This window comes from Sphaerisporangium viridialbum (assembly GCF_049674955.1).
Classification (GTDB): domain Bacteria; phylum Actinomycetota; class Actinomycetes; order Streptosporangiales; family Streptosporangiaceae; genus Sphaerisporangium; species Sphaerisporangium viridialbum.
Genome location: NZ_CP187232.1, coordinates 8577739 through 8603903, shown reverse-complemented (window position 1 = coordinate 8603903; position 26165 = coordinate 8577739). Strand labels below are relative to the sequence as shown.

Annotated in this window: 24 protein-coding genes and 1 pseudogene; 14 read left to right on the top strand and 11 right to left on the bottom strand. The window is 70.2% G+C overall.

The genetic code is table 11. The annotated features are described in order from the left end of the window. The first annotated feature begins 71 nt into the window (after positions 1-71). Positions 72-1250 carry a signal recognition particle-docking protein FtsY gene (gene ftsY, locus ACOZ38_RS38700; RefSeq protein ID WP_424535907.1) on the top strand — a complete coding sequence of 393 codons (1179 nt, stop codon included), beginning with the start codon at positions 72-74 and terminating at the stop codon, positions 1248-1250. Positions 1251-1296: 46 nt separating this feature from the next. On the opposite strand, the gene ACOZ38_RS38695 is transcribed toward ftsY, so the two are convergent. From ACOZ38_RS38695 to ACOZ38_RS38685, 3 genes are read right to left on the bottom strand one after another with little or no spacing between them, the layout of a single operon-like run. After that, positions 1297-2094, bottom strand: coding sequence for an ABC transporter ATP-binding protein (locus ACOZ38_RS38695; protein ID WP_424535906.1), 798 nt, complete (start codon positions 2092-2094; stop codon positions 1297-1299). After that, positions 2091-3185 (bottom strand): FecCD family ABC transporter permease, encoded by a 1095-nt coding sequence (locus tag ACOZ38_RS38690; protein ID WP_424535905.1) that lies wholly within the window; start codon positions 3183-3185, stop codon positions 2091-2093. The genes ACOZ38_RS38695 and ACOZ38_RS38690 overlap by 4 nt, the downstream gene beginning before the upstream one ends. Then, on the bottom strand, positions 3182-4213 hold the full coding sequence (locus tag ACOZ38_RS38685; protein WP_424535904.1) for a FecCD family ABC transporter permease: 1032 nt from the start codon (positions 4211-4213) through the stop codon (positions 3182-3184). The genes ACOZ38_RS38690 and ACOZ38_RS38685 overlap by 4 nt, the downstream gene beginning before the upstream one ends. 106 nt (positions 4214-4319) lie before the next feature. On the opposite strand from ACOZ38_RS38685, the gene ACOZ38_RS38680 reads away from it, so the two are divergent. Next, a complete protein-coding gene (locus ACOZ38_RS38680) occupies positions 4320-5315 on the top strand; it encodes an ABC transporter substrate-binding protein (RefSeq protein ID WP_424535903.1) in 996 nt (331 codons plus the stop codon). Here ACOZ38_RS38680 and ACOZ38_RS38675 read toward each other — a convergent pair whose 3' ends face one another. Beyond that, complete coding sequence (locus ACOZ38_RS38675; RefSeq protein WP_424535902.1) at positions 5316-6389, bottom strand: PLP-dependent cysteine synthase family protein; 1074 nt, start codon at positions 6387-6389, stop codon at positions 5316-5318. It abuts the gene before it with no gap. A gap of 284 nt (positions 6390-6673) precedes the next feature. Between ACOZ38_RS38675 and ACOZ38_RS38670 the strand changes: the two genes are divergently transcribed. Continuing rightward, the gene (locus ACOZ38_RS38670; protein ID WP_405141081.1) at positions 6674-7270 is read left to right on the top strand and encodes a sigma-70 family RNA polymerase sigma factor; all 597 of its coding nucleotides are present in this window, start codon (positions 6674-6676) and stop codon (positions 7268-7270) included. A 124-nt stretch (positions 7271-7394) separates the two neighbouring features. Further along, entirely contained in the window at positions 7395-7787 is a 393-nt protein-coding gene (locus ACOZ38_RS38665) for a RidA family protein (protein WP_424537165.1), read from the top strand. A gap of 6 nt (positions 7788-7793) precedes the next feature. On the opposite strand, the pseudogene ACOZ38_RS38660 reads toward ACOZ38_RS38665, so the two are convergent. Then, positions 7794-8603, bottom strand: a pseudogene (locus tag ACOZ38_RS38660) (EamA family transporter); the annotation flags it as partial. Positions 8604-8686: 83 nt separating this feature from the next. On the opposite strand from ACOZ38_RS38660, the gene ACOZ38_RS38655 reads away from it, so the two are divergent. From ACOZ38_RS38655 to ACOZ38_RS38645, 3 genes are all read left to right on the top strand, one after another. Further along, positions 8687-9268: a helix-turn-helix domain-containing protein gene (locus tag ACOZ38_RS38655; protein ID WP_424535901.1), complete on the top strand. Its 582-nt coding sequence runs from the start codon at positions 8687-8689 to the stop codon at positions 9266-9268. A gap of 151 nt (positions 9269-9419) precedes the next feature. After that, entirely contained in the window at positions 9420-9725 is a 306-nt protein-coding gene (locus ACOZ38_RS38650; RefSeq protein WP_424535900.1) for a hypothetical protein, read from the top strand. A gap of 30 nt (positions 9726-9755) precedes the next feature. Next, the gene (locus tag ACOZ38_RS38645) at positions 9756-10649 is read left to right on the top strand and encodes a polysaccharide deacetylase family protein (RefSeq protein ID WP_424535899.1); all 894 of its coding nucleotides are present in this window, start codon (positions 9756-9758) and stop codon (positions 10647-10649) included. 247 nt (positions 10650-10896) lie between these two features. Here ACOZ38_RS38645 and typA read toward each other — a convergent pair whose 3' ends face one another. Further along, complete coding sequence (gene typA, locus ACOZ38_RS38640) at positions 10897-12750, bottom strand: translational GTPase TypA (RefSeq protein ID WP_405141073.1); 1854 nt, start codon at positions 12748-12750, stop codon at positions 10897-10899. A 261-nt stretch (positions 12751-13011) separates the two neighbouring features. On the opposite strand from typA, the gene ACOZ38_RS38635 reads away from it, so the two are divergent. The 3 genes from ACOZ38_RS38635 to ACOZ38_RS38625 all read left to right on the top strand — a co-directional run bounded on the left by ACOZ38_RS38635 (position 13012) and on the right by ACOZ38_RS38625 (position 15256). Next, positions 13012-13290 (top strand): hypothetical protein, encoded by a 279-nt coding sequence (locus ACOZ38_RS38635; protein ID WP_424535898.1) that lies wholly within the window; start codon positions 13012-13014, stop codon positions 13288-13290. Continuing rightward, entirely contained in the window at positions 13257-14063 is an 807-nt protein-coding gene (locus ACOZ38_RS38630; RefSeq protein ID WP_424535897.1) for an alpha/beta hydrolase, read from the top strand. Before ACOZ38_RS38635 ends, ACOZ38_RS38630 begins: the two co-directional genes overlap by 34 nt. Before the next feature lie 65 nt (positions 14064-14128). Further along, positions 14129-15256, top strand: coding sequence for an acetate/propionate family kinase (locus ACOZ38_RS38625; protein WP_424535896.1), 1128 nt, complete (start codon positions 14129-14131; stop codon positions 15254-15256). A gap of 152 nt (positions 15257-15408) precedes the next feature. Here the strand turns inward: ACOZ38_RS38625 and ACOZ38_RS38620 are convergent, their stop codons facing one another. Next, positions 15409-16845, bottom strand: coding sequence for an aldehyde dehydrogenase (locus tag ACOZ38_RS38620; RefSeq protein WP_405141067.1), 1437 nt, complete (start codon positions 16843-16845; stop codon positions 15409-15411). Positions 16846-17241: 396 nt separating this feature from the next. Here ACOZ38_RS38620 and ACOZ38_RS38615 point away from each other — a divergent pair, with 396 nt between their 5' ends. Continuing rightward, complete coding sequence (locus tag ACOZ38_RS38615; protein WP_424535895.1) at positions 17242-18141, top strand: coiled-coil domain-containing protein; 900 nt, start codon at positions 17242-17244, stop codon at positions 18139-18141. 12 nt (positions 18142-18153) lie between these two features. Here ACOZ38_RS38615 and ACOZ38_RS38610 read toward each other — a convergent pair whose 3' ends face one another. Then, on the bottom strand, positions 18154-19479 hold the full coding sequence (locus tag ACOZ38_RS38610) for a GH1 family beta-glucosidase (protein WP_424535894.1): 1326 nt from the start codon (positions 19477-19479) through the stop codon (positions 18154-18156). A 70-nt stretch (positions 19480-19549) separates the two neighbouring features. On the opposite strand from ACOZ38_RS38610, the gene ACOZ38_RS38605 reads away from it, so the two are divergent. After that, positions 19550-20206 (top strand): TetR family transcriptional regulator, encoded by a 657-nt coding sequence (locus tag ACOZ38_RS38605; RefSeq protein WP_424535893.1) that lies wholly within the window; start codon positions 19550-19552, stop codon positions 20204-20206. A 73-nt stretch (positions 20207-20279) separates the two neighbouring features. Here ACOZ38_RS38605 and ACOZ38_RS38600 read toward each other — a convergent pair whose 3' ends face one another. Further along, on the bottom strand, positions 20280-21209 hold the full coding sequence (locus tag ACOZ38_RS38600) for an aldo/keto reductase (RefSeq protein WP_424535892.1): 930 nt from the start codon (positions 21207-21209) through the stop codon (positions 20280-20282). Positions 21210-21289: 80 nt separating this feature from the next. On the opposite strand from ACOZ38_RS38600, the gene ACOZ38_RS38595 reads away from it, so the two are divergent. Then, positions 21290-21703 carry a MerR family transcriptional regulator gene (locus tag ACOZ38_RS38595; RefSeq protein WP_424535891.1) on the top strand — a complete coding sequence of 138 codons (414 nt, stop codon included), beginning with the start codon at positions 21290-21292 and terminating at the stop codon, positions 21701-21703. A gap of 123 nt (positions 21704-21826) precedes the next feature. Next, the gene (locus tag ACOZ38_RS38590; protein WP_424535890.1) at positions 21827-23278 is read left to right on the top strand and encodes a peptidoglycan D,D-transpeptidase FtsI family protein; all 1452 of its coding nucleotides are present in this window, start codon (positions 21827-21829) and stop codon (positions 23276-23278) included. A 113-nt stretch (positions 23279-23391) separates the two neighbouring features. Here the strand turns inward: ACOZ38_RS38590 and ACOZ38_RS38585 are convergent, their stop codons facing one another. Next, positions 23392-25362, bottom strand: a complete 1971-nt coding sequence (locus ACOZ38_RS38585; RefSeq protein ID WP_424535889.1) for an ABC transporter ATP-binding protein — start codon at positions 25360-25362, stop codon at positions 23392-23394. Positions 25363-25496: 134 nt separating this feature from the next. After that, positions 25497-25640 (bottom strand): hypothetical protein, encoded by a 144-nt coding sequence (locus ACOZ38_RS38580; protein WP_424535888.1) that lies wholly within the window; start codon positions 25638-25640, stop codon positions 25497-25499. Positions 25641-26165: the final 525 nt, after the last annotated feature.

Here is a 26165-nt window from a genome sequence, read left to right as displayed (position 1 = left end):
ATCGGTATATCGGCGCGGCGTGGGCGAGCCCGGGCGTGAGCACGGCCGGTTGTCTGGAAAACTGACATCTTGTGGATGGGTACCTCGGCATCATCGTGATCGTCCTGCTCGTCGCGTTGCTCGCGGCGGGTGGCATGTTCCTGCTCTTCCGGCCCAGGGAGAGGCACGCTCCGCCGGTCAGGCCGCCGGAGGCGCCGACGCTCCCCGAGCGCGAACAGGCTCCGACCACCGGCGTCGTCGAGGACGACGCCGCCACGACCACCATCCCTCCGCCCGCCAAGCCGGCCGAGCCCGTGGCTCCCCCGGCGCCGGCGATCGAGATCCCGCCGCCGTCGGCCGGCCGCATGGTGCGGCTGCGCGCCCGGCTGGCCCGTTCGCAGAGTGCGCTCGGCAAGGGGCTGCTCGAGCTCCTCTCCCGCGACCGCCTGGACGACGACGCCTGGGACGAGATCGAGGACATGCTGATCACCGCCGACGTGGGCGTCGCGCCCACCCGGGCGATGGTCGAGGAGCTGCGCACCAAGGTCAAGGTGCTCGGCTCCCGCGGCGACGGCGAGGTGCGGGCGCTGCTCCGCGAGCAGCTGCTCACCCAGATCGGCGCCGACATGGACCGCACGCTGCACACCGCGCCCCACGGTGAGCGGCCCGCCGTCGTGCTCGTCGTCGGCGTCAACGGCACCGGCAAGACCACGACCACCGGCAAGCTCGCCCGAGCCCTCATCGGCGACGGCCGCAAGGTGCTCCTGGGCGCGGCCGACACCTTCCGGGCCGCCGCAGCCGACCAGCTCCAGACCTGGGGCGAGCGCGTCGGCGCCGAGGTGGTGCGCAAGGACGAGGGCGCCGACCCCGCGTCGGTGGCCTTCGACGCCGTGAGCAAGGGCATGGCGGACAAGGTCGACACCGTGATCGTCGACACCGCCGGCCGCCTCCACACCAAGACCGGCCTGATGGACGAGCTGGGCAAGGTCAAGCGGGTCATCGAGAAGAAGGCCACGGTCGACGAGGTGCTGCTCGTGCTGGACGCCACCACGGGCCAGAACGGCCTGCGGCAGGCGCAGGTGTTCGCCGAGGTGGTGAACATCACCGGCATCGTGCTGACCAAGCTCGACGGCACGGCCAAGGGCGGCATCGTGATCTCGGTCCAGCGCGAGCTGGGAGTCCCGGTCAAGCTCGTGGGGCTCGGCGAGGGCCCCGACGACCTGGCTCCGTTCGACGCCGAGGTCTTCATCGACGCCATCCTCGGCGACTGATCCCAGCGGTTCCTCGCCCCGGCCACCGCCAGGGCGAGGAGCCGGCTCAGCGAGAGCGGGCGTGCCCGAGGACGCCGATGGGGACGACCATCGGCGTCCCCGCGACGGGGTCGGCGATGACCTTGGCCTCCAGCTCGAAGACCTTCTCCAGCATGGCCTCGGTGACCACCTCGTGCGGCGTACCCGCGGCGATCACCCGGCCGTCGCGCATGGCGATCAGCCGGTCGGCGTGACGGGCCGCCAGGTTGAGGTCGTGCAGCACCATCACGACCGTACGGCCGGCCTCGTCGCGCAGGCGCGTGACCAGGTTCAGCACGTCGATCTGGTGAGCCAGGTCCAGGAAGGTCGTCGGCTCGTCCAGCAGGAGCAGGCCGGTGCCCTGGGCCAGCGCCATGGAGATCCACGCCCGCTGGCGCTGGCCGCCCGACAGCTCGTCCAGGGGACGCTCGGCGAGGTCGAGCAGGCCGGTCATCCGCAGCGCCTCCTCGACCGCCGCCTCGTCGTCCTCGGACCACTGGCGGTACCACGCCTGGTGCGGATGGCGTCCCCTGGCCACGAGGTCGGCCACGGTGAGCCCCTCGGGCGCGGCCGGGGCCTGGGGCAGCAGGCCGAGGACCCTCGCCACCTCCTTGCTCGGCGTCCGGTCGATGCGCCTGCCGTCCAGCAGTACATGCCCGGACACCGGCCTGAGCAGGCGGCCGAGCGCCCGCAGCAGCGTGGACTTGCCGCAGCCGTTGGGACCGATGATCGTGGTCACCGTGCCGGTCTCGATGCCGAGGTCGAGCCCGTCCACGATCAGCCGATCGCCGTAGCCGAGCTTGAGATCGACGGCCTGGAGCCTCATATGCCACCCTTGGTGCGCCGCGCGCGGACGAGAAGGTAGATCAGGTACGGGGCGCCGAGCACCGCCGTGACCACCCCGACGGGCAGCTCGACCGGGGTCAGCGTCCTCGCCACCAGGTCGGCCCCGGTGACCAGCACGGCCCCTGTGACGGCCGAGACGACCAGCGGCGGCTGGGCGACCCCCGCGAGCCGCAGGGCGATCTGCGGGGACGCCAGTGCGACGAAGGCGATGGGCCCCGCGGCGGCGGTCGCGACGGACGCGAGCAGCACGGCGGCCAGCAGCAGGGACGCCCGTGCGAGGTCGAGCCGTACGCCGAGCCCCCGCACGGTGTCGTCGCCCAGCCGCAGCGCGCCGAGCACGGGGGTGCCGAGCAGGGTCACGGGGACGAGCACGGCCAGCGCGGCCGCCACCGGCACCACGTGCTCGAATCCCCTGGCGTGCAGGGAGCCGCTGATCCACACCATGGCCCGGGTGGCGTCGTTGACGTCCCCCGCCGTGAGCAGCCAGTACTTCAGGTTGGTGAACACCGCGACGATCCCGACGCCCACCAGCACGAGGCGGTAGCCGTCCAGCCCCCTGCGCCACGCGAGCCCGTACACGAGCAGCGCGCCGGCGAGGCCGCCGACCAGGGCCGCCACCGGGATCCCGACCGACGCCAGGGTGCCGCTCGCGCCGCCGTAGGCGGCTCCGCCCGCCACGGTGAGCGCCACGACGGTCACGCTGGCCCCGGAGGTGACGCCCAGGATGTCGGGGCTGGCCAGCGGGTTGCGGGCGATGGCCTGGGTGATCGCTCCTGAGATGCCGAGGGCGGCGCCCACCAGGGCCCCGGTCAGGGCCCGGGGCAGGCGGAGCTCCATGATCACGAGGCGGCCGCCTCCCGTGCCGCCGCCGAGGACCGTGCGCACGACCTCGGCCAGGTCCATGGGGATGTCGCCCAGGCGGAGGTTCAGGGCGATCAGCAGGAGCAGCAGTGCGAGGCCAGTCACGGTGACGACGAGCCCTCGGGGGCGCAGCAGCCACGAGGCCCGGCCGATCCGCAGGGGCCGCTGGTGCGCGAGCCGGACGGATCCGTGCTCCCTCGTGGCGGTCACAGCCGCACCGGCCTCGTGCGGCGGACGAGCGCGACGAAGAAGGGCGCGCCGAGCAGGGCCAGTACCACCCCGACCTCCAGCTCGCCTGGACGCGCCACGACCCGCCCGATGACGTCCGCGAGCAGCAGCAGCGCGGCCCCGGCGAGCCCGGAGTACGGCAGGAGCCTGCGGTGGTCGGGCCCCGAGAGCGCGCGGGCCAGGTGGGGAACGATCAGGCCGACGAAGGCGAGCGCCCCGCAGGCCGCCACGGCGGCGCCGGTGAGCAGGGTGATCGCGGCGATGCCGGCGGCCCTGGTCAGGGCGACGTTCTGGCCGAGGGCCCGCGCGACGTCCTCGCCGAGGGCCAGGGCGTTGAGGCCGGGCGCGTTGGCCATGGCGAGCACCAGTCCCGCGACGACGAAGGGCAGGACCTGCCCGGCCACCGCGCCGTCCCGCCCGGCGATCGACCCGACCTGCCAGAACCGGAACATGTCCATGGCCTGCTGGTCGAGCAGGACGATCGTGGACGTGAGCGCGTACAGGAACGCGCTGACGGCGGTGCCGGCCAGGGCCAGCGTGACCGGGGACGGCCCGCCGCGGCCTCCGGCCAGCCCGATGGCGAACACCGCGGCGCTGGCGATCAGGGCGCCGGCGAGGCCGAACCAGATGTGGCCGTAGACGCCGCTCAGCCGGAAGACCACGATGCTGAGCACCATCGCGAACGCCGCCCCCTGGGTGACGCCGAGCAGCCCGGGGTCGGCCAGGGGGTTGCGGGTGTGTCCCTGCATCAGCGCGCCCGCGACGCCCAGCGCCAGCCCGGCGAGCAGCCCGAGCGCCGTACGGGGGACGCGGAGGCTCCGCACGATGACGTCGCTCTCCTGCCCGGACGGGCTCCACAGTGCCTGCCAGACGTCGCCGGGGGAGACCGGCTTCGCCCCGATCGTGACGCTGAGGACGACCGAGGCCAGCACCGCCAGGGCGAGCCCGATCAGGACGAGGACCGGGCGGGCACGGAGGTCACGCGGGCGCTCCACGGCCACCGCCGGCATGACCACCCCTTTGCCGTGTCCTGTCTTTGCTGAATCGTCCCGAGTATGTCAGGTTAGGGCTGCCTAAGCTAATTTAGGCAACCCTTACTATTTCTGGAGGACTTCTATGCGAGCGCTGAGCGCCCTGGGTGTGGCCGCCGCTGTACTGATCGGCCTGGCGGGATGCGGGTCCGCGGACCCGGTGGCCACGGAGGGCGCGGGGAAGGCGCCCGCGAGCGCCGGCGCCTTCCCTGTCGTGGTCGAGCACGCGATGGGGAAGACCACGGTCCCCGCCCAGCCCAAGCGGGTGGTGGCGCTCGACCAGAGCTTCGTCGACGCCGTGCTGGCCCTGGACACCGAGGTCGTCGGCTTCACGACCTACCGGGCGCTCACCGAGAAGCTCCCTGACTACCTCGGGGCGAGCGCCGCGCAGTACGGCAAGGACGCCCAGGTGGTGGGCACGCTGGAGGCGCCCAGCCTGGAGAAGATCATCGCGCTCAAGCCGGACCTGATCGTCTCCGCCAAGGTCCGCCATGAGGCCCTGTACGACAAGCTGTCCCAGATCGCCCCGACCGTGTTCAGCGAGACCACCGGGGCCCTGTGGAGGGAGAACCTGCGGCTGATGGGCAGGGCGCTCGGCAAGGACGACCTGGCCGAGCAGAAGATCACGGCGTACGAGCAGCGAGCGGCCAAGATCGGCGAGGCGGTCAAGGCCGGGAACGGCGGCACGATGCCGACGGTCACGATCGCGCGCTTCGCCGGCGAGCCTACGGTGCGGCTGTACGTGGAGAACTCCTACTCGGGCATCGTCCTCAAGGACGCGGGCTTCCCCCGCCCGGAGGGCCAGCCGACCACCACGGACACGATCGCCGTGGACATCAGCGAGGAGCGGATCGCCGACCTCGACGCCGACCAGATCTTCGTCGCCACCTACCCCGACGACAAGGGCGACGCCCGCAGGATCCAGGACAAGTTCGAGGCCAACCCGCTGTGGGGCAGGCTGAAGGGCGAGCGGCACGAGGTGGACGACGTCACGTGGATGACCGCCTGCGGGATCCAGGGCGCCCACGTGATCCTCGACGACCTCGCCGCGGCCTTCAAGGTGGACGCCGCCCGCGCCTGATCAGAACGTGAGGAAGGCGCGGAGCTCGCCGAGCGAGGGTTCGATGTCGATGCCCCGCTCGGCGAGCCAGCCGTCGTCGCCGTACGTGCAGCGGTAGCGCTCGCCGCCGTCGCAGATCAGGGTCACCACGCTGCCCCGCTCGCCGTTCTCGCGCATCTCCCTGATGAGCTGGACGGCCGCGGCGACGTTCGTCCCGGTGGAGCCGCCGACGTCGCGCCCGGTGACCTCGCGGACCCACCGCATCGCGGCGATCGAGTCGGCGTCCGGCACCTGGATCATGCGGTCGATCACCGTGGGCAGGAACGAGGGCTCCACCCGGGGGCGGCCGATGCCCTCGATGCGGGAGCCGGAGGCGGTCATGCCGGCGTCGCCCTCGGTCCACGACGGGTAGAACGCCGACCCGTCCGGGTCGACCACGGCGAGGCGCGTCTGGTGGCGGCGGTAGCGGATGTAGCGGCCGATCGTGGCGGACGTGCCGCCCGTGCCCGCGCCCACGACGATCCACGCCGGTTCCGGATGCCGTTCCAGGGACATCTGCTGGTAGATGCTCTCGGCGATGTTGTTGTTGCCCCGCCAGTCCGTGGCCCGCTCGGCGTAGGTGAACTGGTCCATGAAGTGGCCGCCGGTCTCCTCGGCCAGCCGGCGGGACTCCTCGTAGATCGCCCCAGGCTCGTCGACGAGCCGGCACTTGCCGCCGTAGAACTCGATGAGCGCGATCTTCTCGGGGGACGTTGACGCGGGCATCACCGCGACGAACGGCAGGCCGAGCATGCGGGAGAAGTACGCCTCACTGACCGCCGTGGAGCCGCTCGAGGCCTCGATGACGGTCGTGGAGGGGCCGATCCAGCCGTTGGCCAGGCCGTACAGGAACAGCGACCGGGCCAGGCGGTGCTTGAGCGACCCGGTGGGGTGCACCGACTCGTCCTTGAGGTAGAGCTCGATGCCCCAGCTCGGCGGGAGCGGGAAAACGTGCAGGTGGGTGTCGCAGCTGCGGTTGGCGTCCGCCTCCACCGTGCGGATGGCCTCGGACACCCACGCACGCGTTGCCGGATCATGCCTGTCCACGTACTTCATGGCTCTACGCTATCGGGTGCCCGATCTATGTGACCCTTACCACACTTTTTCACCTTTTGGGTGTTGTCTGTTACTATAATGAGACTTGTCCGGCCTCGGGTGTGAAGTCGCCACCTCGGGCCAATCGCTTCAAGACCCTCCTGACCAGCTAATACCCTTAACGTCACCCTTATAGGTGAACCGTGAGCATGTGATCAGCCGTCAGATGGAGTAAAGCGGTTACCGAGCCTGCATGGGTTCATGCCGGATGGGTAACGGGGGACAGCAGGCATGAGGGGGATGAGATGATCTCGATGACCGAACAGCAGCGGCAGGCATGGTTCGAGCGCGACGTCATGCCCGTGACGAACCAGCTCTACGCGTCCGCCATGCGCCTCACCCGCAACACCGCTGACGCAGAGGACCTGGTGCAGGAGACCGTCGCGAAGGCGTACACGTCGTACCACCAGTTCCGCCCCGGTACGAACCTCAAGGCGTGGCTGCACCGCATCCTGACCAACAACTTCATCAACGACTACCGCAAGCAGCAGCGGTCGCCGAAGTTGTCGGCCGCCGAGGACATCGAGGATTGGCAGCTCGCGGCGGCCGAGTCGCACATGTCGACGGGCCTGCGGTCCGCCGAGACCGAGGCGCTGGAACAGCTTCCCGACACGGTCGTGATGAACGCCCTGCGGTCGCTGCCCGAGGATTTCAAGGTCGCGGTCTACCTCGCCGACATCGAGGGGTTCGCGTACAAGGAGATCGCCGAGCGCATGGGCACGCCCATCGGCACCGTGATGTCCCGCCTGCACCGTGGCCGGCGCCAGCTCAGGACCATGCTGGAGGGCTACGCCCACGAGGAGGGCGCCCTGCGCCCGTCCCCCCAGTTCCAGGCGGCCTGACACCGGCGAACAGTTCAGAAAGAGGCCGGTACGGCGCACGCCGTACCGGCCTCTTTCATGCCTGGGCACAGCCGAGATCGATCTCACATAGACGTACCCCTCACCCTGTCCTACGGTGCTCGCCATGACGACACGGAGATTGATCTCAAGCGGTTCCACCTTCGAGGAAGAGGTCGGTTACTCGCGCGCGGTGGTCGACGGCGACTGGGTGCACGTATCCGGAACCACCGGGTTCGACTACCGGTCCATGACGATCTCCGGCGACATCGTGGAGCAGGCCGAGCAGTGCTTGAGGAACATCGAGGCCGCGCTGGAAGAGGCGGGATGCTCCTTCGCGGACGTGGTCCGCGTACGGTACATGTTGCCTGATCCGGCCGATTTCGAGCCGTGCTGGCCGGTGCTGCATCGGTACCTGGGAGATGTGCGCCCGGCCGCCACGATGCTGGTCTGCGGCCTGTCGGATCCCCGGATGCGCATCGAGATCGAGGTCACGGCGCACCGCGCCCAGGAGGCCTGAGGCGGCGCCGAGGGCCAGCCCGACGCCCGCCGCCTGCACCGCGTTCAGGCGCTCCCCGAGGACGTACCGCGCGAGCAGCAGCGTGCTCGCGGGATACAGCGACACGAGCACCGCGACCAGGGCGAGCAGCCCGCGCTGGGCCGCCAGCAGGTAGAGCACGTTGGCCACCATGTCGAGGACCCCGGCGGCGACGATCGTGGGCAGGGAGCCCTTGCCGGGCCGGAGCGTACGCCCGGTCGACAGGGCCAGCAGGGCGACCACGATCACCGAGGCGAGGCGGGCGCCGAACAGCGGCCACATGCCGGTGTCCTCCGGCACCTGCTTGAGCAGGATGAAGAACCCGCCGAAACCGGCGCCCGAGGCCAGGGACTGCAGGATCGGGACGAGCGTCGCCCGCCCCCCGGAGCCTCCCGAGTCGCGGCTGACGAGGATCACGGCGGCCAGCGCGACCCCCACCCCGCCCAGCGCGAGGGGTGCGGGCCGCTCGCCCATCAGCAGGCCGGCCAGTACGGGCAGCGCCATCGACATGGCGGCGGTCGTGGGCGCCACCACGGACATCACGCCGCCGGCGAGCGCACGGTAGAACAGGATGACGGCGAGCCCGCCGGACAGGCCGGCCGCCATGCCCCAGGCGAGCGCGCCGATGCTCGGCGCGCCGGGCAGCAGGGGCAGCAGCGGGAGCACGAACAGCAGGCCGGTGATCTGGGTCAGCATGACCACGGCGAGCACTCGGGAGCGCCGGGTGGCGAGGCCGCCGAAGAAGTCCGCCGTGCCGTAGATCACGGCGCAGGTGGTCGCCAGCAACACCGCCGTCATTCCCGCTCACCCCCAACAGATTGCACTGATAGAGCAATATATTGGGATAATCCATTGCACACAAATGTCACTACACTGCACTCATGCCGGACCCGGAGACCATCACGGCGGCGATCGCCAACAACGTCCGCGCCCAGCGCGCCCACCGAGGGCTGACCCTCGACGCGCTCGCTGCCCGGTCGGGGGTGAGCCGGGGGATGCTCGTCCAGATCGAGCAGTGCCGCACCAACCCGAGTGTGACCACGCTGACGCGCGTCGCGGACGCGCTCGGGGTGACGGTCGCCCGGCTGGTCGAGGTCTCCGACACCCCGGTCGTCCGGGTCGTCCACGCCTCGGACGTCGTCACCCTGTGGCGCAGTGACAAGGGGGGCTCGGCCCGGCTCCTGGTCGGATCGGACGCCCCCGCGATCCTGGAGCTGTGGGACTGGACCCTGGCGCCGGGGGAGTACCACGACGGCGACGCCCATCCGGCGGGCACGCGCGAGATGCTGACCGTCATCGACGGCGAGCTCACCCTCTCGGTGTACGGCCGCGACCACGTCGTCGGGCGGGACGAGGCCGTGCTCTTCAGCGCCGACCGGCCGCATCGCTACGCCAACGAGGGGGAGGGCGACCTCCGCTTCATCATGGTCGTCACCGAGCCGAGAGAGACCCTCGACCAGTAGCACGACCAGATGTGCGCAAGCGATTTCTCACGGTCACATCACGTCTCGCTCACGGTGGTGCAAAGCTCTGTCCAATGGGGGTACATCATCGGTGTGTATGCGCTGAAGGCTTACCGCTCTGGCCGGCCGGAAGTCGCCGGGAGGTGGTCAGGTGACTGACTCCCGCGCGGCGATGGCGAAACTCCGCGTGGAACTCGTCGGCCTGGGGGTGACAGACGCATACGAAGTGTGCGAAGACGCCATCCTTTCTGTCTGGATCGGGCTGGTCGTCACGTTTCGTGATGGCTTTTACCGTTGGCAGGAGGGTGTGGTGAAACGTCGCCATCTGGGTACAGATCCGGTCGGATGCGCCATTCGTGTGGCGCGTCGTCACGCGGAGTTGCAGGCCGACGCTCCTCCCTGGTGGGACGAGCTGGCCAAGACCCTGCGAGGGGAAGCGGCCGAGAACTACCCGTGACCCCTGCCGCTGTTCGGGGGGAGCGTGCGGGTGGCTGTGTTTCGTGTCGGAGTCCTGTGGCTGTCGCTCCCGCTCACGCTCTCGATGGTCCTCGGACTGTCGGGATGCGGAGAGGTGGTGGCGCCCGTCCAGCAGGGCCGTAAGGATGACGTCGTCCGGGTGCGGAAGTCCGCGCCCGTCCGCCTGGCGGTGGACCCCGCGCTCCTGGCCGCGCGGGTGATCGCCCAGCAGCCGGGATGGCCGGGCACCCGGCCGATCGTGGCGCCGCCTCAACGTTCCATACCGTGCGGGCAGGTCAAGTGCGTGGCGCTGACGTTCGACGACGGCCCGTTCGACTACACCGGCAGGGTGCTCGACGTCCTCGCGGAGTACCACGCCAAGGCGACGTTCTTCGTGGTCGGGCAGATGGTGAACGCCCAGACCAGGTCCTACCTGCGCCGCATGGTCTCCGAGGGGCACGAGCTGGGCAACCACTCCTGGGACCACCCGTCGCTCACCTCGCTGTCCCACGACGCGCTGCGCGGCCAGCTTGAGCGCACCCAGCAGCTCGTCAAGGACACCACCGGGGCCACGATGCGGCTGCTGCGTCCGCCGTACGGCTCGACGAACGCCACGGTGGCGGAGGAGGCCGCCCGCGAGGGGCTGGCGCAGATCCTGTGGGACCTCGACACCCTCGACTGGCGCGACAGGAACAGCGCCCTGGTCACCCAGCGGGCGTCCGTGGCACGGCCGGGCTCGATCGTCCTGATGCACGACATTCACAAGACCACGGCCGAGGCCGTGCCGAACCTGCTGCGGGAGCTCACGGCCAAGGGCTACACCTTCGTGACCGTGTCCGAGCTTTACGGGCCCCGGGGCCTCACGCCGGGCAGGAGCTACATGGGTGAGGCGGGCGAGCCGGAGCTGGAGAAGAAGCGTCGCTGAGCAGGCACGGCCCGCGTCTCCCCGGACGCGAGCCGTACGGACCGCCGACTCAGCCGAGCAGCAGCACGATCGCGGCGAACGCCGTCCACGCGATCACAAGGGCCAGCGTCAGCCGGCCGGGAACCATCTGCATGGCAGTTCCCCCTCTCCGGATGGATCGTCACATCCGGGAGTGGGAGGCGGCTTGAACCTGACTTGTCGCCGCCCGCCAAGTGAGCCGGGCGGCGACTTCGGAATGCCGGGACGTTCAGCTGCCGCGCTTGGCGCGGGCGGCGGAGCGGCCGCGGATGGCGGCGTCGAGCACGACCTTGCGGATGCGGACGGTCTCCGGGGTGATCTCCACGCACTCGTCCTCGCGGCAGAACTCCAGCGCCTGCTCCAGCGAGAGCGAGCGCGGCGGGATGAGCTTCTCGGTCTCATCACTGGTGGAGGAGCGCATGTTGGTGAGCTTCTTCTCCTTGGTGATGTTGACATCCATGTCGTCGGAGCGGGAGTTCTCCCCGACGATCATGCCCTCGTAGACCTCGGTGGTCGGCGAGATGAACAGCGTGCCGCGCTCCTGGAGGTTCATCATGGCGAAGGCGGTGACCACGCCGGCCCGGTCGGCCACCAGCGAGCCGTTGTTGCGGGTGCGCAGCTCGCCGAACCACGGCTCGTACGCCTCGAAGACGTGGTGCACCAGGCCCGTGCCGCGCGTCTCGGTGAGGAACTCGGTGCGGAAGCCGATGAGGCCGCGGGCCGGGACCACGAACTCCATGCGGATCCAGCCGGTGCCGTGGTTGGTCATGTGCTCCATGCGGCCCTTGCGGACCGCCAGAAGCTGGGTGATCGCGCCGAGGTACTCCTCGGGGGCGTCGACCGTGAGCCGCTCGACCGGCTCGTGCAGCTTGCCGTCGATGGTCTTGGTGACGACCTGCGGCTTGCCGACGGTCAGCTCGTAGCCCTCGCGGCGCATCTGCTCGACCAGGATGGCGAGCGCCAGCTCGCCACGGCCCTGGACCTCCCAGGAGTCGGGACGGTCGGTCGGGAGCACGCGCAGCGAGACGTTGCCGACGAGCTCCTTGTCGAGGCGGTCCTTGACCATGCGGGCGGTGACCTTCGAGCCCTTGACCTTGCCCACCAGCGGGCTGGTGTTGGTGCCGATGGTCATCGAGATCGCCGGCTCGTCGACCGTGATGAGCGGCAGCGGGCGCGGGTCGTCGGGGTCGGCCAGCGTCTCGCCGATCATGATGTCGGGGATGCCGGCGATGGCGATGATGTCGCCGGGCCCGGCCTGCTCGGCCGGCTTGCGCTCCAGCGCGTCGGTCATCAGCAGCTCGCTGATCTTGACCCGCTGGATGGTGCCGTCGGTGCGGCACCAGGCGACCTGCTGACCCTTCTTGATCGTGCCCTGGTGGACGCGGCACAGCGCGATGCGGCCGAGGTAGCTGGAGGCGTCCAGGTTGGTGACGTGGGCCTGGAGCGTCGCGGACGGGTCGTACACCGGCGCGGGGATGGTCTTGGTGATCGTCTCGAACAGCGGCTCGAGGTCCTCGGAGTCGGGCATGCCGCCGTCCTCGGGACGGTTCAGGCTGGCGCGGCCCGCCTTGGCGGAGGCGTAGACGATCGGGAAGTCGATCTGCTCCTCGGTGGCGTCGAGATCCATGAAGAGCTCGTACACCTCGTCGACGACTTCCTTGATGCGGGCGTCGGGGCGGTCGACCTTGTTGATGCACAGGATGACCGGCATCTTGGCGGCGAAGGCCTTGCGAAGGACGAACCGGGTCTGCGGCAGCGGGCCCTCGGAGGCGTCGACGAGCAGCACGACGCCGTCGACCATGGACAGGCCGCGCTCGACCTCGCCGCCGAAGTCGGCGTGGCCCGGGGTGTCGATGATGTTGAGGGTCATGCCGCCGTGCTTGACCGCGGTGTTCTTGGCGAGAATGGTGATGCCCTTCTCGCGCTCCAGGTCGTTGGAGTCCATGACTCGCTCGTCGACGTCCTGGTTGGCGCGGAACGCCCCGGACTGCCAGAGCATGGCGTCCACGAGCGTGGTCTTGCCATGGTCGACGTGCGCGATGATCGCGATGTTCCGCAGGTCGTCGCGGCTGTTCAAAGGCATGATGGAGTCTCGCTCAAGGTCGTGGAGGCCGGCCGCGGACACTGCGGCCTCCATCATTTTAGTTGATCGCTGTTACCACCACGTGCCGGGCCTGCGCAAAGAGGGGCAATTCCGACAGATTTCATGGATTTGTGGCTGGCCCGTCGAACCCGGTATGACCAGGCCTGGGACGCGGAAGCGGAAGATCACGGGCCCTGCCACAGATGGTCAAGGAATGCGCACTTTGGACTAACACCGCCATGCCCGGGCAGACATGCCAGCATGGTGGACGAAGGACTGACGCGACTCGCCGCCTCCGCACGCCGCGCCGCCGAGCCGTTCGGCCAGTTCCCGTGCAGGCGGCACATGGGACACCGCTGCCGGCTCGTCGTATGGGCACTCGTGCTCGGCGCCTTCGTGACCGGATGCGTCACGCCGATGGCGGCCAAGGCCGACGCCCCGGCGGCCGCGGCTTCGTGGCGCACCTCGTCGATCTGTGCGGACGCGGCCCCGAATAAGCTCGTTCCATGCCTCTCGCCGCAGCATTCCCCGCGACGCTGATCACGAAGGACGGTGTGCGGATCGACGCGGCGCACACCCCCTCGCGAGGCGACGCCGATCTCGGCATCGTCATCGCCCACGGGTTCACCGGCTCCTGGCGTGAGGGGACGACGCGGCGCATCGCGCACGTGCTGAGCGGCTTCGGCGGCGTCGTGGCGTTCGACTTCCGCGGCCACGGCCGGTCGGGAGGCCTTTCCACGGTCGGGGACGCCGAGGTCCTCGACCTCGACGCGGCCGTGCGGCACGCCCGATCCGTCGGTTATGCCCGCCTGGCCACCGTCGGCTTCTCGATGGGCGCCGCGGTCGCCGTGCGCCACGCGGCCCTGCACAGGGGGACGGACGCGGTGGTGGCCGTGAGCGCCCCCGCCCGCTGGTACTACCGGGGCACCCGGCCGATGCGGCAGGTCCACTGGGCCATCGAGAGGGCATCCGGGCGCCTGGCGGCGCGGCTGGCCAAGCGCACCCGCATCCAGTCGGGCAAGTGGGACCCTGTGCCGCTCGCGCCGTACGAGGCGGTCGAGCGCATCTCGCCCACGCCGCTGCTGATCGTCCACGGCGACGCCGACACGTTCTTCCCCCTGGAGCACGCCCACCAGCTCTTCGACTCCGCCCGGGAGCCGAAGGAGCTGTGGATCGAGCCGGGTTACGGCCACGCGGAGTCCTCCGCCACTCCGGGCCTCATCAGGCGCGTCGGCACCTGGGTCTCCCACGCGACGGCGGGCGGCGGCCGCGACGGGGGCCCCCGGCCTGCGGGGACGCCCGCCGCCGGTTAACCGCGCATTCCTGGGGCATCGGTTCCGGACGTCGTCACCATTTTCCGGGCACAGGGGGTGGACCAGTGATCCTGGTCATCAACGCGGGGTCGTCGTCGGTGAAGTACCAGCTCATCGACCTCGACGGGCCCACCCGGCCCAAGCAGGGCAAGATCGAGCGCATCGGCGAGCCCGGGTCGGACGTCCCCGACCATGAGGCGGCCCTCATGCGCGTGGCGGACGAGGTGTCGATGGACTCCGCCGACCTGACCGCGATCGGTCACCGGGTCGTCCACGGCGGGCCCTGGTTCACCGGGCCCGCCCTGATCGACGACGACGTGGTGAAGCAGATCGAGGAGGCCGTCCCGCTGGCCCCGCTCCACAACCCGTCGAACCTCGCGGGCATAGAGGTGACGCGCCGGCTCCGGCCCGACCTGCCGCAGGTCGCGGTCTTCGACACCGCGTTCCACAGCACGATCCCGCCGGCCGCCCGCACGTACGCCATCGACCGCGAGGTGGCCGAGCGCTTCGGTGTGCGCCGGTACGGGTTCCACGGCACCTCCACCGCCTACGTCTCGCGCGCGGCGGCGGCCCTCGTGGGCAAGCCGGACCTCGCCAACGTGATCGTCCTGCACCTCGGCAACGGCGCGAGCGCCTCGGCGATCTCGGCGGGGCGGTGCGTGGACACCTCCATGGGCATGACGCCGCTGGAGGGCCTGGTCATGGGCACCCGTTCAGGCGACCTGGACCCGGCGATCATCTTCCAGCTGATCCGCGGCGGCATGACGCCGGACGAGGTCGAGTCGATGCTGAACCACCGAAGCGGCCTGCTCGGCCTGTGCGGCGACAACGACATGCGGACGGTCATGGAGCGGATGGAGTCGGGCGACGAGGAGGCCGCCCTGGCCTACAACGTCTACATCCACCGGCTGAGGAAGTACATCGGCGCTTACTGCGCGGTCCTCGGCAAGGTGGACGTGATCGCCTTCACCGGCGGGGTGGGCGAGAACTCCGCCATGGTCAGGCGCAACGCGCTCACGGGCCTCGAACCGATGGGCATCCGGCTGGACCCGTTCCGCAACGTGTCGGTCAGGGAGGCCCGGCTGGTCTCCGCCGACGACTCGGCCGTGGCCGTCGCCGTCGTGCCGACCGACGAGGAGCTGGAGATCGCCAGGGAAACTTCTGCCGTAGTGGCGCGAACTTATTCCGATTAAATGTCGTCTACCTCCAAAGGAGGTATGAGATCCACCAGGAGAATTCCAGACCAGGGCATGTCTCTTGGCGGGGGCGATCTCGGACATCCTTGTATTGCGGGGCCGCCGCCCAGCGACGCGGGGGCGCGCTGGGCGGCGGTTGCGCACTCGTCTCAGCCCAGGCGGGCGATCGACTTGTACTCCAGGTACGACGACAGGCCCTCGGGGCCGAGCTCACGGCCGACGCCGCTGGCCTTGTACCCGCCGAACGGCGCGGACGGCTCCATGGTGTTCATCATGTTGACGCCGTACGTGCCGGTGCGGACCTGGCGGGCGATGTCCATGCCGTGGTCGGTGTCCGCGGTCCAGACCGTGCCGGACAGGCCGTAGTCGCTGTCGTTGGCGATGCGGACGGCGTCGGCCTCGTCCCGGTACTCGATCACCGAGAGCACCGGGCCGAAGATCTCCTCGCGGGCGATGCGCATGTCGTTGGATACGCCCGCGAACACGGTCGGCGCGACGTACCAGCCCCGGTCGAAGGGCCGGTCGAGACCGCCGACGACCGGCTTCGCGCCCTCCTCGATGCCGAGCCTGATGTAGCCCTCGACCCGCTCCTGCTGGCGCTTGGCCACCAGCGGGCCGATGCCGGTGGTGGGCTCGGACGGGTCGCCGACCTGCTGGCCGCCGACCATGTCGGCCACGGCCTGCAGCACCTCGTCGTACCGCGAGGAGGACGCGAGGATGCGGGTCTGGGCCACGCACGCCTGGCCGTTGTTCATGAGGGACGCGATCGACAGGAAGCCCATGGCCGCGCCGAGGTCGCAGTCGTCCAGGACGATCGCCGCCGACTTGCCGCCCAGTTCGAGGCTGCAGCGCTTCAGCTGCTCGCCGCAGATGCCCGCGATGCGGCGGCCGGCGGCGGTGGACCCGGTGAAGGCGACCTTGTCGACGCCCGGGTGGGAGACCAGGTGCTCGCCCGCCTCGCGGCCGGCGGCCACGATGTTGACCACGCCGTCCGGGATGCCGGACTCCTTGACCATCTCCGCGAGGAGGTAGGAGTCGAGGGGCGTCTCGGGGGCGGGCTTGACCACGACCGTGCACCCGGCGATCAGCGCGGGGGCGAGCTTGGTCATGATGACGAACTGCGGCACGTTCCACGGCACCACGGCCGCGACGACGCCGACCGGCTCGCGGCGCACGGTGACGGGGCCGAACATGCCCGGCCGCTCGTCCTCGACCGCGAAGGTCCTGCCCAGCTCGCTGTAGTACTGCAGCATGCCGAGCGGCTGCGGGGCCTGGGCGAGCTGCGAGAAGGTGATGGGGCTGCCCATCTCCAGCGTGATGACGTCGGCCATCTCGGCCTGGCGGGCGGCGTACAGCCCGGCCAGCTTGCCGACCACCTCGGCGCGCTCGGCCATGGACATCCTCGGCCACGGCCCGTGGTCGAACGCCTGACGGGCGGCGGCCACCGCGTTGTCCATGTCGGCGGGGGTGCCGTCGGGCACCCGCCCGACGATCTCCTCGGTGTGGGGGGAGATGACGTCGATCGTCGCCGTGCCCGCGGGGGCAACCCAGTCGCCCCCGATGAAAAGACGGTCGTGCTGAAGCATGTGTCTGCCTCCTGGTCGGGCGGGCCGGGTCTTTATTTGACCGAATGCTTGCTTGTTTTAGTCTTGCCGCCGAGGCCCGGGCTCACAAGGGGCCGCATCGCCCGGTCGCTGAGACAGAATCATGTTCTGTCCCGGTTGGCAAGAGTGGGGAACTCCCGGGAGTGTCCCTCGGTAAGATCGGTCGCCCGGCCACCCGAGCTCGGCGCACCCGGCGATCAGCGCAAACGTCGTCCGCCTCCGGGAGATCGGGGTGGGGCCCCATTGCCGGGAAAGCCACGTCCTGCGTCTTCCCAAAGTGGTAGATAGTTCGCTAAGGGTGTGTAGGTTCTTCCGATCGTGTGACAGCTCCGAAGATCGGCTTCTATAGTTCGGGGCGTCTTGAAGTGGGGAGGGCTGATGCGATCAGGCCGTGTGATGGGGCTGGCCGCCGTCCTCGTCGGCCTGTTCTCGGTGCTCGCCATGCCGGCCGCCGAGGCCAAACCCAGCCCCCAGGCCCAGCTCAACCGGCTCACCAAGCAGGCGGCCGACCTGCAGAAGGCCTACCGAGGCCAGATCCAGAGCCTGGAGGACACCCGGGGCGCCGCGCAGAAGGCCGGCGAGCGGGTCAAGAAGCTCAGGGCCGACCTGGCCCGCGCCGAGGAGCAGGTCGCGCAGTTCTACCGCAACTCCTACATGTCAGGCACGATCGACGGCCCGAAGGTGTTCACGTTCAGCGGCGACCCCGACACGATCCTCGGGCAGGTCGCCACCGTCACTTACCTCGCCGACGAGAAGAACCAGCGGCTGAAGCACATCGGCGCCCTGGTCAAGGAGTCCAAGGCGGCCAAGGCGGAGGCCGACGACAAGATCGTCGATCTCAAGAAGGAGATCAAGCAGCTCCAGGCCAAGAAGCAGGACGTCGAGCAGCTGCTCAAGAAGTTCGGGTTCCAGACGCCGGGCTCGGCCGGCGGCCTGACCGCGCGCATGGTGAGCGTCCGGGCCCTCATCATGCAGAGCTTCCCGATGCCGTTCAGCGTTGGATGCCTGCGTTCAGGCGACCCCGGCGAGCACGGCAAGGGCCGCGCCTGCGACTTCATGATGAGCACGGGCGGCCGCATGCCCGACGCCGCGTCGGTCGCCCGGGGTGACGCCCTGGCCCAGTGGTGCATCGAGAACGGCCGCCAGATCGGCATCATGTACATCATCTGGCGGCAGCGCTACTACGACATCCGCACGGGCGCGGGCTGGCGGACGATGTCCGACCGCGGCGGCGTCACCGCCAACCACTACGACCACGTCCACGTGTCGGTCTTCTAGCCGTCCCGGTGGTCAGGGCCGGGTCAGGGTCGTGATGCGGTCCCTCAGCCAGTGGTAGGAGGCCTTGGGGGTGCGCTTCTGGGTGGCGAAGTCCACGTGCACGAGGCCGAACCTCTGGTTGAACCCCTCGGCCCACTCGAAGTTGTCCAGCAGCGACCACACGTAGTACCCGCGCACGTCCACCCCCTCGGCGATCGCCGCGCGGACGGCCTCGATGTGCCCGTCCAGGAAGGCGATACGCGCCTGGTCGTCCACCACGCCGTCCGGGCCAGGCTCGTCCGCCTGCGAGCAGCCGTTCTCGGTGACGTACACCGGCGGCAGCGCGTCGCCGTACCTTGCCCTCAGCCCCACGAGCAGCTCGCGCAGGCCGTCGGGGACGACGGGCCAGCCGAAGGCCGTGGTGGGGTGGCCGGTGATGCCGGCGTCCTCGAACGGCAGCGGCGCGGGGTCCGGCCCTGGGGCGGGGGCGGCGATGCGGGTGGGGTTGTAGTAGTTGACGCCGAGGCCGTCCAGGGGCTCGGCGATGATCTCCAGGTCGCCTTCCCGGACGGCGTCCAGCGTGCTCACCCCGTACGCCGACAAGTCCGGATATTTGCCGAGAAGGACGGGGTCGTTGAACAGCCGGTTGTGGAGGGTGTCGTACGCCTCGGCGGCCCGCGCGTCTTCGGCCGATCCGGACGCGGGCCGGACGGGCGTGCAGTTGTTGGTGACGAGCACCCGTTCGGCCCCGTTCGCCCGCAGCGCCCGCACGGCGAGCCCGTGTCCCAGAAGCTGGTGATGGGCGGCGGGCAGCGCGTCGAGGAACAGGGTGCGGCCCGGGGCGTGGGTGCCGAGGGCATAGCCGAACACCATGTGGATGAACGGCTCGTTGAGCGTGATCCACATCGGGACCCGGTCGGCGAGCCGCTCCGCCAGGATCCCCGCGTAGTCGGCCAGGTAGAGGGCCGTGTCGCGGTTCAGCCAGCCGCCCCGGTCCTCCAGGGCCTGGGGGAGGTCCCAGTGGAAGATCGTGGCCGCGGGCACGATGCCCTGCGCGCACAGCTCGTCGACCAGCCGGTCGTAGAAGCCGAGCCCCGCCTCGCTGGGCTTCCCCCGGCCCTCGGGCTGGATTCTCGGCCAGGAGATCGAGAACCGGTAGGAGTTCACCCCCAGCGCACTCATGAGCATGACATCCTCTGACCACCGGTGGTAATGGTCACACGCGACATCCCCGGTGTGGCCGTCCCTGATGCGGCCGGGCTCGTGGGCGAAGGTGTCCCATATGGACGTTCCCCTGCCGTCCTCCGCCACGGCGCCCTCTATTTGGTAGGACGCGGTAGCCGTACCCCAAAGGAACATGGCGACCTCCGGTGATATGAGTGAAACTCATGTTAAGCCCAGGAAACCGATTCGGGAGGATGATGGGGGCATGACGAACGTCTCCGCAGGGACGCTCCGCCGCCGTCCCGCTCAGCGCCGCAGCGTCGAGCGGGTCGAGCGGATGCTGGACGAATGCGCCCGGCTCCTCGACGAGGTGGGGTACGAAGCGCTCACCACGAAGGAAGTGGCCCGCAGGGCAGAGGTGCCGATCGGCACGTTCTACCAGTTCTTCCCCGACAAGCAGGGGCTGGTGCGGGCGCTCGCGCTGCGCAACCTCGACGTGTTCCTCGCGAGGCTCACCGCCCGGCTGGGCGCGGCCGGCATCTCCGACTGGACCGACGCCGTCGACCTGGCGGTGGACGAGTTCGTCGCCATGAAGCGCAGCACGCCTGGGTTCGCCATCGTCGACTTCGGCGAGGTGCTGCCGACCCCCGGGGGGCCGCCGCTCAAGGGCACCAACCGCCTGCTGGACGCCGCGCTGGAGAACAACGTCATCGTCGCCGACCGGCTCCGCGCTCTGACCATCGACCTTCTGGGGGCGCCGGCCGGGCCCGGCCTCGACCGCGCGCTGATCGTGGCCGTGGAGGCGGCCGACGCCGTGCTGAAGCTCGCCTTCCGCGTGCACCCCGAGGGCGACCCCGACCTGATCGCCGAGTGCAGGCGTCTGGTCCGCCGCTACCTGGCCGACCACCTGCCCGAGCTGTGAGGTGGACGCCCGCATGATCAGGTCCGCGTGGTCAGGTCCGCGTGGTCAGGTCCGCGTGGTCAGGTCCGCGTGGTCAGGCGAGGGCGGGGTCGTCGAGGCGGGCGCGCAGGTCGTCGTCCAGCTTGACGTCCCGCGCCCCGAGCAGCTCGTCGAGCTGCGCGATCGAGCTGGCGCCGACGATCGGCACGATGCCCTGGCCGATCAGCCACGCGAGCACCACCTGGTTGGGCGTGGCGCCGAGCTCTCCCGCGACCTCGCGCAGCACCGCCAGCCGCCGCGTGGTCCCGGGGTGGTCGTACCACTCGGGAATCGGGCGGCCGGCCCGGGTGTAGGCGCCGGTGAGCAGCGAGGTGTAGACCCACAGCCGCAACCCCTCGGCCCGTACGTAGTCGAGCGCCTCCTCGCCGACCTGCACGTGAGCCGCCTCGGGAAGCCGCACGCCCGGCCGGGGGCGCAGGTAGGAGTGCCTGAGCTGAACGTGGGTGTAGGGGGCCAGGTCGCTCGCCCGCGCGATGGCGCGAGCCCGCTCCAGCCGCCAGGTGGGGTGGTTCGAGGCGCCGACTGCCCGCACCGTGCCCTTCGCGACCAGGTCGCCGAGCGTGGCCACCTGCTCCGCAAGGGGCGTCACCCGGTCCTCGACGTGGGCCCAGTAGACGTCGAGGCGGTCGGTGCGCAGCCTGCCGAGGCTCCCCTCCAGTGCCCTGGTGATGGCCGGCGCGGAGAGGCCCTCGATGGAGTCGAGCGTGCGGTCGCCTGGCACGGTCGGCCGCGCGCCGCACTTGGTGCTCAGCACCACCTGGTCGCGGTTGCCCCGCGACGACAGCCACTTGCCGATGGTGGTCTCGCTCTCGTCGCCCCTGGCGCCCTCCAGCCAGAAGGGGTAGTTGTTCGACGTGTCGATCATGGTGCCTCCCGCCTCGGTGAAGCGGTCCAGGATCGCGAACGACGCCGCCTCGTCGACGGTCGTACCGAAGGGAATGGTCCCGAGTGCGATGTGTGTCATGCGGCACACCCTGCCCGCTGGAGTGGGCTCCAGGTCAACAGGCTTGACCTGGAGCCCACTCCAGGTGTCATGCTCGTCGGGTGAGCGTCTACACCCCGGGACAGGCCGCGGAGGAGACCGGGTTCAGTCTGGACACCCTGCGTTATTACGAGCGCATCGGCCTCCTTGAGCCGGTCGAGCGGAACGCCGCCGGCCAGAGGCGGTTCACCGACGAGGACCTCGGATGGCTCGGCATGGTCAGGTGCCTGCGTGACACAGGGATGCCCATCGCCGAGATGCTGCGCTTCGCCAAGCTCGTCCGCAGCGGGGACACCAGCATCCCGGACCGCATCACGCTGCTGGAGGCCCACGACCGCGAGGTCCAGGCGCAGATCGCCGAGCTCCAGGAGAGGCAGGCTGCGCTCCGGCGCAAGATCGGCTACTACCGCGACGTGCAGGCCCTTTCCGAGGCTCCGTCCGCCTGTGAGCGTGTCGAGGAGCCCCAGCCGAGCTGATCGCGCGCTGCCGTGCGGAAGCTCGGCCCGCCGACCCGTAACTCCCCTTTGCCCTGGTGTACGCGCCTCTTTCGCAACCGGCTGCTACACCGGTAGCAGAGGGGGAGGGGGGCGGGGGCAAGCATGGCCGGACCGCGCGCCACGCGGATGAACATCCCGCTGCGCCGGGTCGCGGTGGGATGCGCGGTCATGGCGTTCGCGCTCATGGCCAACGTGACCCTCATCCAGGCCTTCCGCTTCGAGACGCTCGCGAACGACCCCCGCAACCTGCGTCCGACGATCGAGCGCTTCGCGCACCCGCGCGGCGAGATCCTGCTGCGCGACGGCACCGTCGTCGCGACGGGGAGACCGGGCGACCGCAGGTACAGGTACCGGCGGGTCTACACCGACGGCCCGATGTACGCCCCGGTCACCGGCCACCTGTCCATGTACGGCGCCACCGGGGTCGAGCTGGCGGAGGACGGTGTGCTGTCCGGCACGGACCCGAAGGTCAGGCTGCGCTCCCTGATCACGAACGGGGTCGAGCAGGGGGCCTCGGTCAGGCTGACCATCGACGGCAGGGCCCAGCGCGCCGCTTACGAGGGGCTGATGGCCACCGGGCACAAGGGGGCCGCGGTCGCCATCGACCCGGCGACGGGGGCGATCTTGGCGCTGGCGTCCTATCCCTCCTACGACCCGAACGTCTACAGCACCTTCGACACCAGGCAACTGGAGGAGGCCGACAGGCGGCTCAGGCGTGACCCGGCGCGGCCGCTGCTCAACCGCGCGACCAGCCGCACCTACCCGCCGGGCTCCACGTTCAAGATCATCACTGCCGCGGCGGCGCTCGGCACCGGCTACTACTCGCCGGAGACGGTCGTCAGCGCCCCCGTCGGCCTGCGGCTGCCCGGCACCTCCACCACCCTGCGCAACGCGGGCGGCGAGGCCTGCGGCAACGGCCGGCCGACGCTCGCCCGGGCCTTCCAGCTCTCGTGCAACACCGCCTTCGCGGGGCTCGGGCTCCGCCTCGGGCAGGACGCGCTGCGCGCGCAGGCGGAGGCGTTCGGGTTCAACGGCGACCGCCTGGCGATACCGCTCCCCGTGGCCAGGAGCGTGTACCCCTCGAACCTGGACGACGCGCAGACCGCCATGTCGGCCATCGGGCAGTACGACGACCGGGTCACGCCGCTGATGATCACGATGATCTCGGCGGCCGTCGCGGCGCGCGGCGCCTTGATGCGCCCGTACCTGGTCGACGAGGTGCGGCTGCGCGATGGGACGGTCGTCTCGGTGACCGACCCGGTGAGGTACCCGAGGACGGTCTCCAGGGAGGTGGCCGACCGGCTCACCGCGATGATGGTCACCGTCACCCAGCCCGGGGGCACGGGCTCGGCCGCCGCCATCTCGGGCGTCGACATCGCCGCGAAGACCGGGACGGCCGAGAACGCCGCCGACGCCCGGGACCACGCGGTCTTCACGGCCTTCGCCCCCGCGGCCCGGCCGAGGGTGGCCGTGGGCGTGCTGGTGGAGAACGGTGGCTTCGGCGGCGACACGGCGGCCCCCATCGCCAGAGCCATCATGAAGGCCGTCCTGTAGACCTCCAGGTACGCCGCTAGACCTCCAGGTACGCCGCCCAGTGCGGACGTACCGTCGACGGCGTCCGCGGTGGCAAGACCAGGCCGGACTCGAACCCGCGGGGAGTGCCAGGGTCAGACCTGGGTTGGGGCCCCTTTCCTGTCGCCGGCCGTGTTGTAGGCGCTGGCCTGGATGTTGTAGAGGTCGGCGTAGATGCCGTCGTGGATCATGAGCTGGTCGTGGGTGCCCTGCTCGACGACCTTGCCGTGGTCGAGGACGTAGATGCGGTCGGCGTAGCGCACGCTGGCCAGGCGGTGGGTGATGAGCAGGACGGTGCGGCCGTCGGCGTGCCTGCGGATGCGCTCGAAGAGCGCGTGCTCGGCGCGGGCGTCCAGTGCCGCCGTCGGCTCGTCGCAGATCAGCAGCGGCGCGTCGCGGTAGAACCCACGGGCCACGGCGATGCGCTGCCACTGGCCGCCCGAGGGCTCGTGCCCGTCCTTGAAGCGGCGGTCGAGCAGGGTGCGGTAGCCGTGCGGCAGCTCGGCGATCACCTGGTCGGCCCCCGCGACCTCCGCCGAGGAGAGCAGCGCCTCCTCGCCCTTCTCAAGACCCATGGAGATGTTGTCCTTCGCGGTCAGCGGCCAGCGGGTGTGGTCCTGGGCGATCACGGCGATGTGCCGGCGGAGCTCCTCCTGGTCGACGTCCGCGATGTCCACATCGTCCCACCGGACGTGCCCGCTTCCGGGGTCGTACAGCCCGGCGAGGATCTTGGACAGGGTGGTCTTGCCCGAGCCGTTCTCGCCCACGAGCGCGACCACCTCGCCCTTGTCGATGTGGATGGACACGTGGTCGAGGGCGGGCTCGTCCTTCCCCGGATAGTTGAAGGTCACATCGTCGACCGTGATGCGCTGGAACTCGGGGGGCGCCCCGCGAGGCCGTGCGGGGCCCATGCGGCCACGCGCCTCGGCGCAGAAGTCGAGGAAGTCGGTGAAGTAGAGGCCCTCCTCGTACAGGCGGTTGGTGGAGTACATCAGGTTGGCCAGGGAGCTCTGACCAGAGCGGATGGCGAGGACGGCGGTGCCGGCCACGGCCAGCGGGACCGCGCCGATCGCCAGCAGGACGCCGAGGGCGACGTAGACGACGGCGGTGCCGATGCCGCCGAGCGCCTCACCGACGACCCTCGCCACCGTCTGCCGCCGGGCGAGGTCGACGACGACATCCTGCTCGGCGCCGGCCACCGCGTCGTACAGCCGCATGAGGAAGCCCCGCATGGTGAACGAGCGGACCTCGGCGGCGGTCTCCCTGTCGGCCATGAGCTCGGTGAGGATCCACTTGCGCCGGCGGACGGGGATCAGGGAGTACATCGTGGTGTAGCGCATGCGGGCGGAGCGGACGGCGGCCCAGGCGTCGGGGATGACGGCCAGCACGAGCAGGGGCAGCAGCACGGGATGCAGGATGCCGAGCACGCCGGCGGCGGCGCCGATGCCGATCAGCCCGGTGAGCAGGTCGATCGCCGAGTTGACCACGGTGTCGACCATGGTCACGCCGCGCATGCGTGCCCGCTGCAGCGAGTCGTGGAAGTCGGGGTCGTCGAAGCAGATCAGGTCGACGCGGCTGGTCAGCTCGTACAGCTGCTTCTCGGCGATGCGGCCGACCTGTGGCTCCAGCCGGGACTGCGCCCACCCGGCGCCGGCCTCCAGGGTCGTGCGCAGGGTGGCGGCCACGCCGACGAGCAGCAGGCTGGGCAGGGCCGCCTTGACGCGGTCGGGAGTCGGGCCCGCGGAGAACAGTGCCTGCAGCACGCCGGTCGTGGCGAGCAGCCCGAAGGCGGTGAAGACGCCGCCCAGCACGCTCAGGGAGATCGTGGCCACGGTGTCGCGCGGGCTCGCCTGCCAGGCCATGCGGACGGCGTGGCCGATGAGCGCCGGGAGCCTGCGCGCCACCGTGAGGAAGCCCACGCCGGTCATCGTGACGATGTGGGCGTTCCAGTCGTTGAAGTTGACCTCGCCGAGGTCGGCCAGCGCGTCATCGGTGGCAGGGCCGCCGGGTGGGCCCTTGGGGGTGGAGCCGTCCGGGGCGGGGGTTTCCGGGGGAAGGTCGGCCATGCTCGCAGTGTGACCGGCGGCACCGACAGTTTAAAGCCGTCGCCGTAAAGGCGGGCATTCAAGTTGAAAGTAGCAATTACTTTGGTACGTCCGCTTATGCCGAGCCGAGCCGGTCAATACGGAGTGCGTGACGGCTACCCGCGGCGAAAGGGAGCCGCCCATTTGATCTTGCTTGGCACGGGCTCGGGGAGCTGTGCGGCAAGACGCTCGGCCTCCTCGTGCAGAGCGGTGATGAGGAGGAGTTCGAGGCTCAGGTCTTCCAGGTCGGCGGTTTCCATCTGAGTCTCCCGACGTGAGGTGCCTTACCGGTCCGGAGGTCGTCCAGGAGGCCGGTGCTCGTGGAATCTTACCTTCCGTGACCGTAGATCGCAGCTTTGGCCTTTGTCGATCACTCTTCGTGCAGAACGGCCGGTCCGGAACACCGGTTTGGGATGGGGCGTTTCCTCTGTCCGCAACGCGGTGAGAGGCGGAAAACGTGGCTTACTTCGCGCGTCACCGTCGATCTCCGTGGTTGCTCGTCCGATCTGCTCGCTGAAGCACACTTCACACGGGAACGTGCCAGGGCTCGTACGCGACCCCGCCCGGCGAGTCCGTCCATGCGACGTGATCAGAGCAGAGTAGCCAATTTGATCACAATTGCGGAAGGTCGGAAATCGAGAAAGTAGTTAACATTCTGTGGCCGCCGCCGAGGGTGCCGCGGCCTTGACAACGATCGCGAAGTCGGCGCCGTGAAGCGAGTGGATTCACCGGGTGGCGAAAGCCTGGTGCCTCTCCTCCGGTGGTACCGGCCTGTGCGATAGGAC

Bases quoted from the DNA above. Each gene is read 5' to 3' on its own strand.
- ACOZ38_RS38585 (WP_424535889.1), bottom strand. From the start codon at position 25,362: ATGGCCGACCTTCCCCCGGAAACCCCCGCCCCGGACGGCTCCACCCCC.
- ACOZ38_RS38695 (WP_424535906.1), bottom strand. From the start codon at position 2,094: ATGAGGCTCCAGGCCGTCGATCTCAAGCTCGGCTACGGCGATCGGCTG.
- ACOZ38_RS38620 (WP_405141067.1), bottom strand. From the start codon at position 16,845: ATGCTTCAGCACGACCGTCTTTTCATCGGGGGCGACTGGGTTGCCCCC.
- ACOZ38_RS38635 (WP_424535898.1), top strand. From the start codon at position 13,012: ATGGTGGACGAAGGACTGACGCGACTCGCCGCCTCCGCACGCCGCGCC.
- ACOZ38_RS38675 (WP_424535902.1), bottom strand. From the start codon at position 6,389: ATGAAGTACGTGGACAGGCATGATCCGGCAACGCGTGCGTGGGTGTCC.
- ACOZ38_RS38590 (WP_424535890.1), top strand. From the start codon at position 21,827: ATGGCCGGACCGCGCGCCACGCGGATGAACATCCCGCTGCGCCGGGTC.
- ACOZ38_RS38615 (WP_424535895.1), top strand. From the start codon at position 17,242: ATGCGATCAGGCCGTGTGATGGGGCTGGCCGCCGTCCTCGTCGGCCTG.
- ACOZ38_RS38580 (WP_424535888.1), bottom strand. From the start codon at position 25,640: ATGGAAACCGCCGACCTGGAAGACCTGAGCCTCGAACTCCTCCTCATC.
- ACOZ38_RS38670 (WP_405141081.1), top strand. From the start codon at position 6,674: ATGATCTCGATGACCGAACAGCAGCGGCAGGCATGGTTCGAGCGCGAC.
- ACOZ38_RS38600 (WP_424535892.1), bottom strand. From the start codon at position 21,209: ATGACACACATCGCACTCGGGACCATTCCCTTCGGTACGACCGTCGAC.
- ACOZ38_RS38630 (WP_424535897.1), top strand. From the start codon at position 13,257: ATGCCTCTCGCCGCAGCATTCCCCGCGACGCTGATCACGAAGGACGGT.
- ACOZ38_RS38680 (WP_424535903.1), top strand. From the start codon at position 4,320: ATGCGAGCGCTGAGCGCCCTGGGTGTGGCCGCCGCTGTACTGATCGGC.
- ACOZ38_RS38610 (WP_424535894.1), bottom strand. From the start codon at position 19,479: ATGTTCCTTTGGGGTACGGCTACCGCGTCCTACCAAATAGAGGGCGCC.
- ACOZ38_RS38605 (WP_424535893.1), top strand. From the start codon at position 19,550: ATGACGAACGTCTCCGCAGGGACGCTCCGCCGCCGTCCCGCTCAGCGC.
- typA (WP_405141073.1), bottom strand. From the start codon at position 12,750: ATGCCTTTGAACAGCCGCGACGACCTGCGGAACATCGCGATCATCGCG.
- ACOZ38_RS38665 (WP_424537165.1), top strand. From the start codon at position 7,395: ATGACGACACGGAGATTGATCTCAAGCGGTTCCACCTTCGAGGAAGAG.
- ACOZ38_RS38685 (WP_424535904.1), bottom strand. From the start codon at position 4,213: ATGCCGGCGGTGGCCGTGGAGCGCCCGCGTGACCTCCGTGCCCGCCCG.
- ACOZ38_RS38655 (WP_424535901.1), top strand. From the start codon at position 8,687: ATGCCGGACCCGGAGACCATCACGGCGGCGATCGCCAACAACGTCCGC.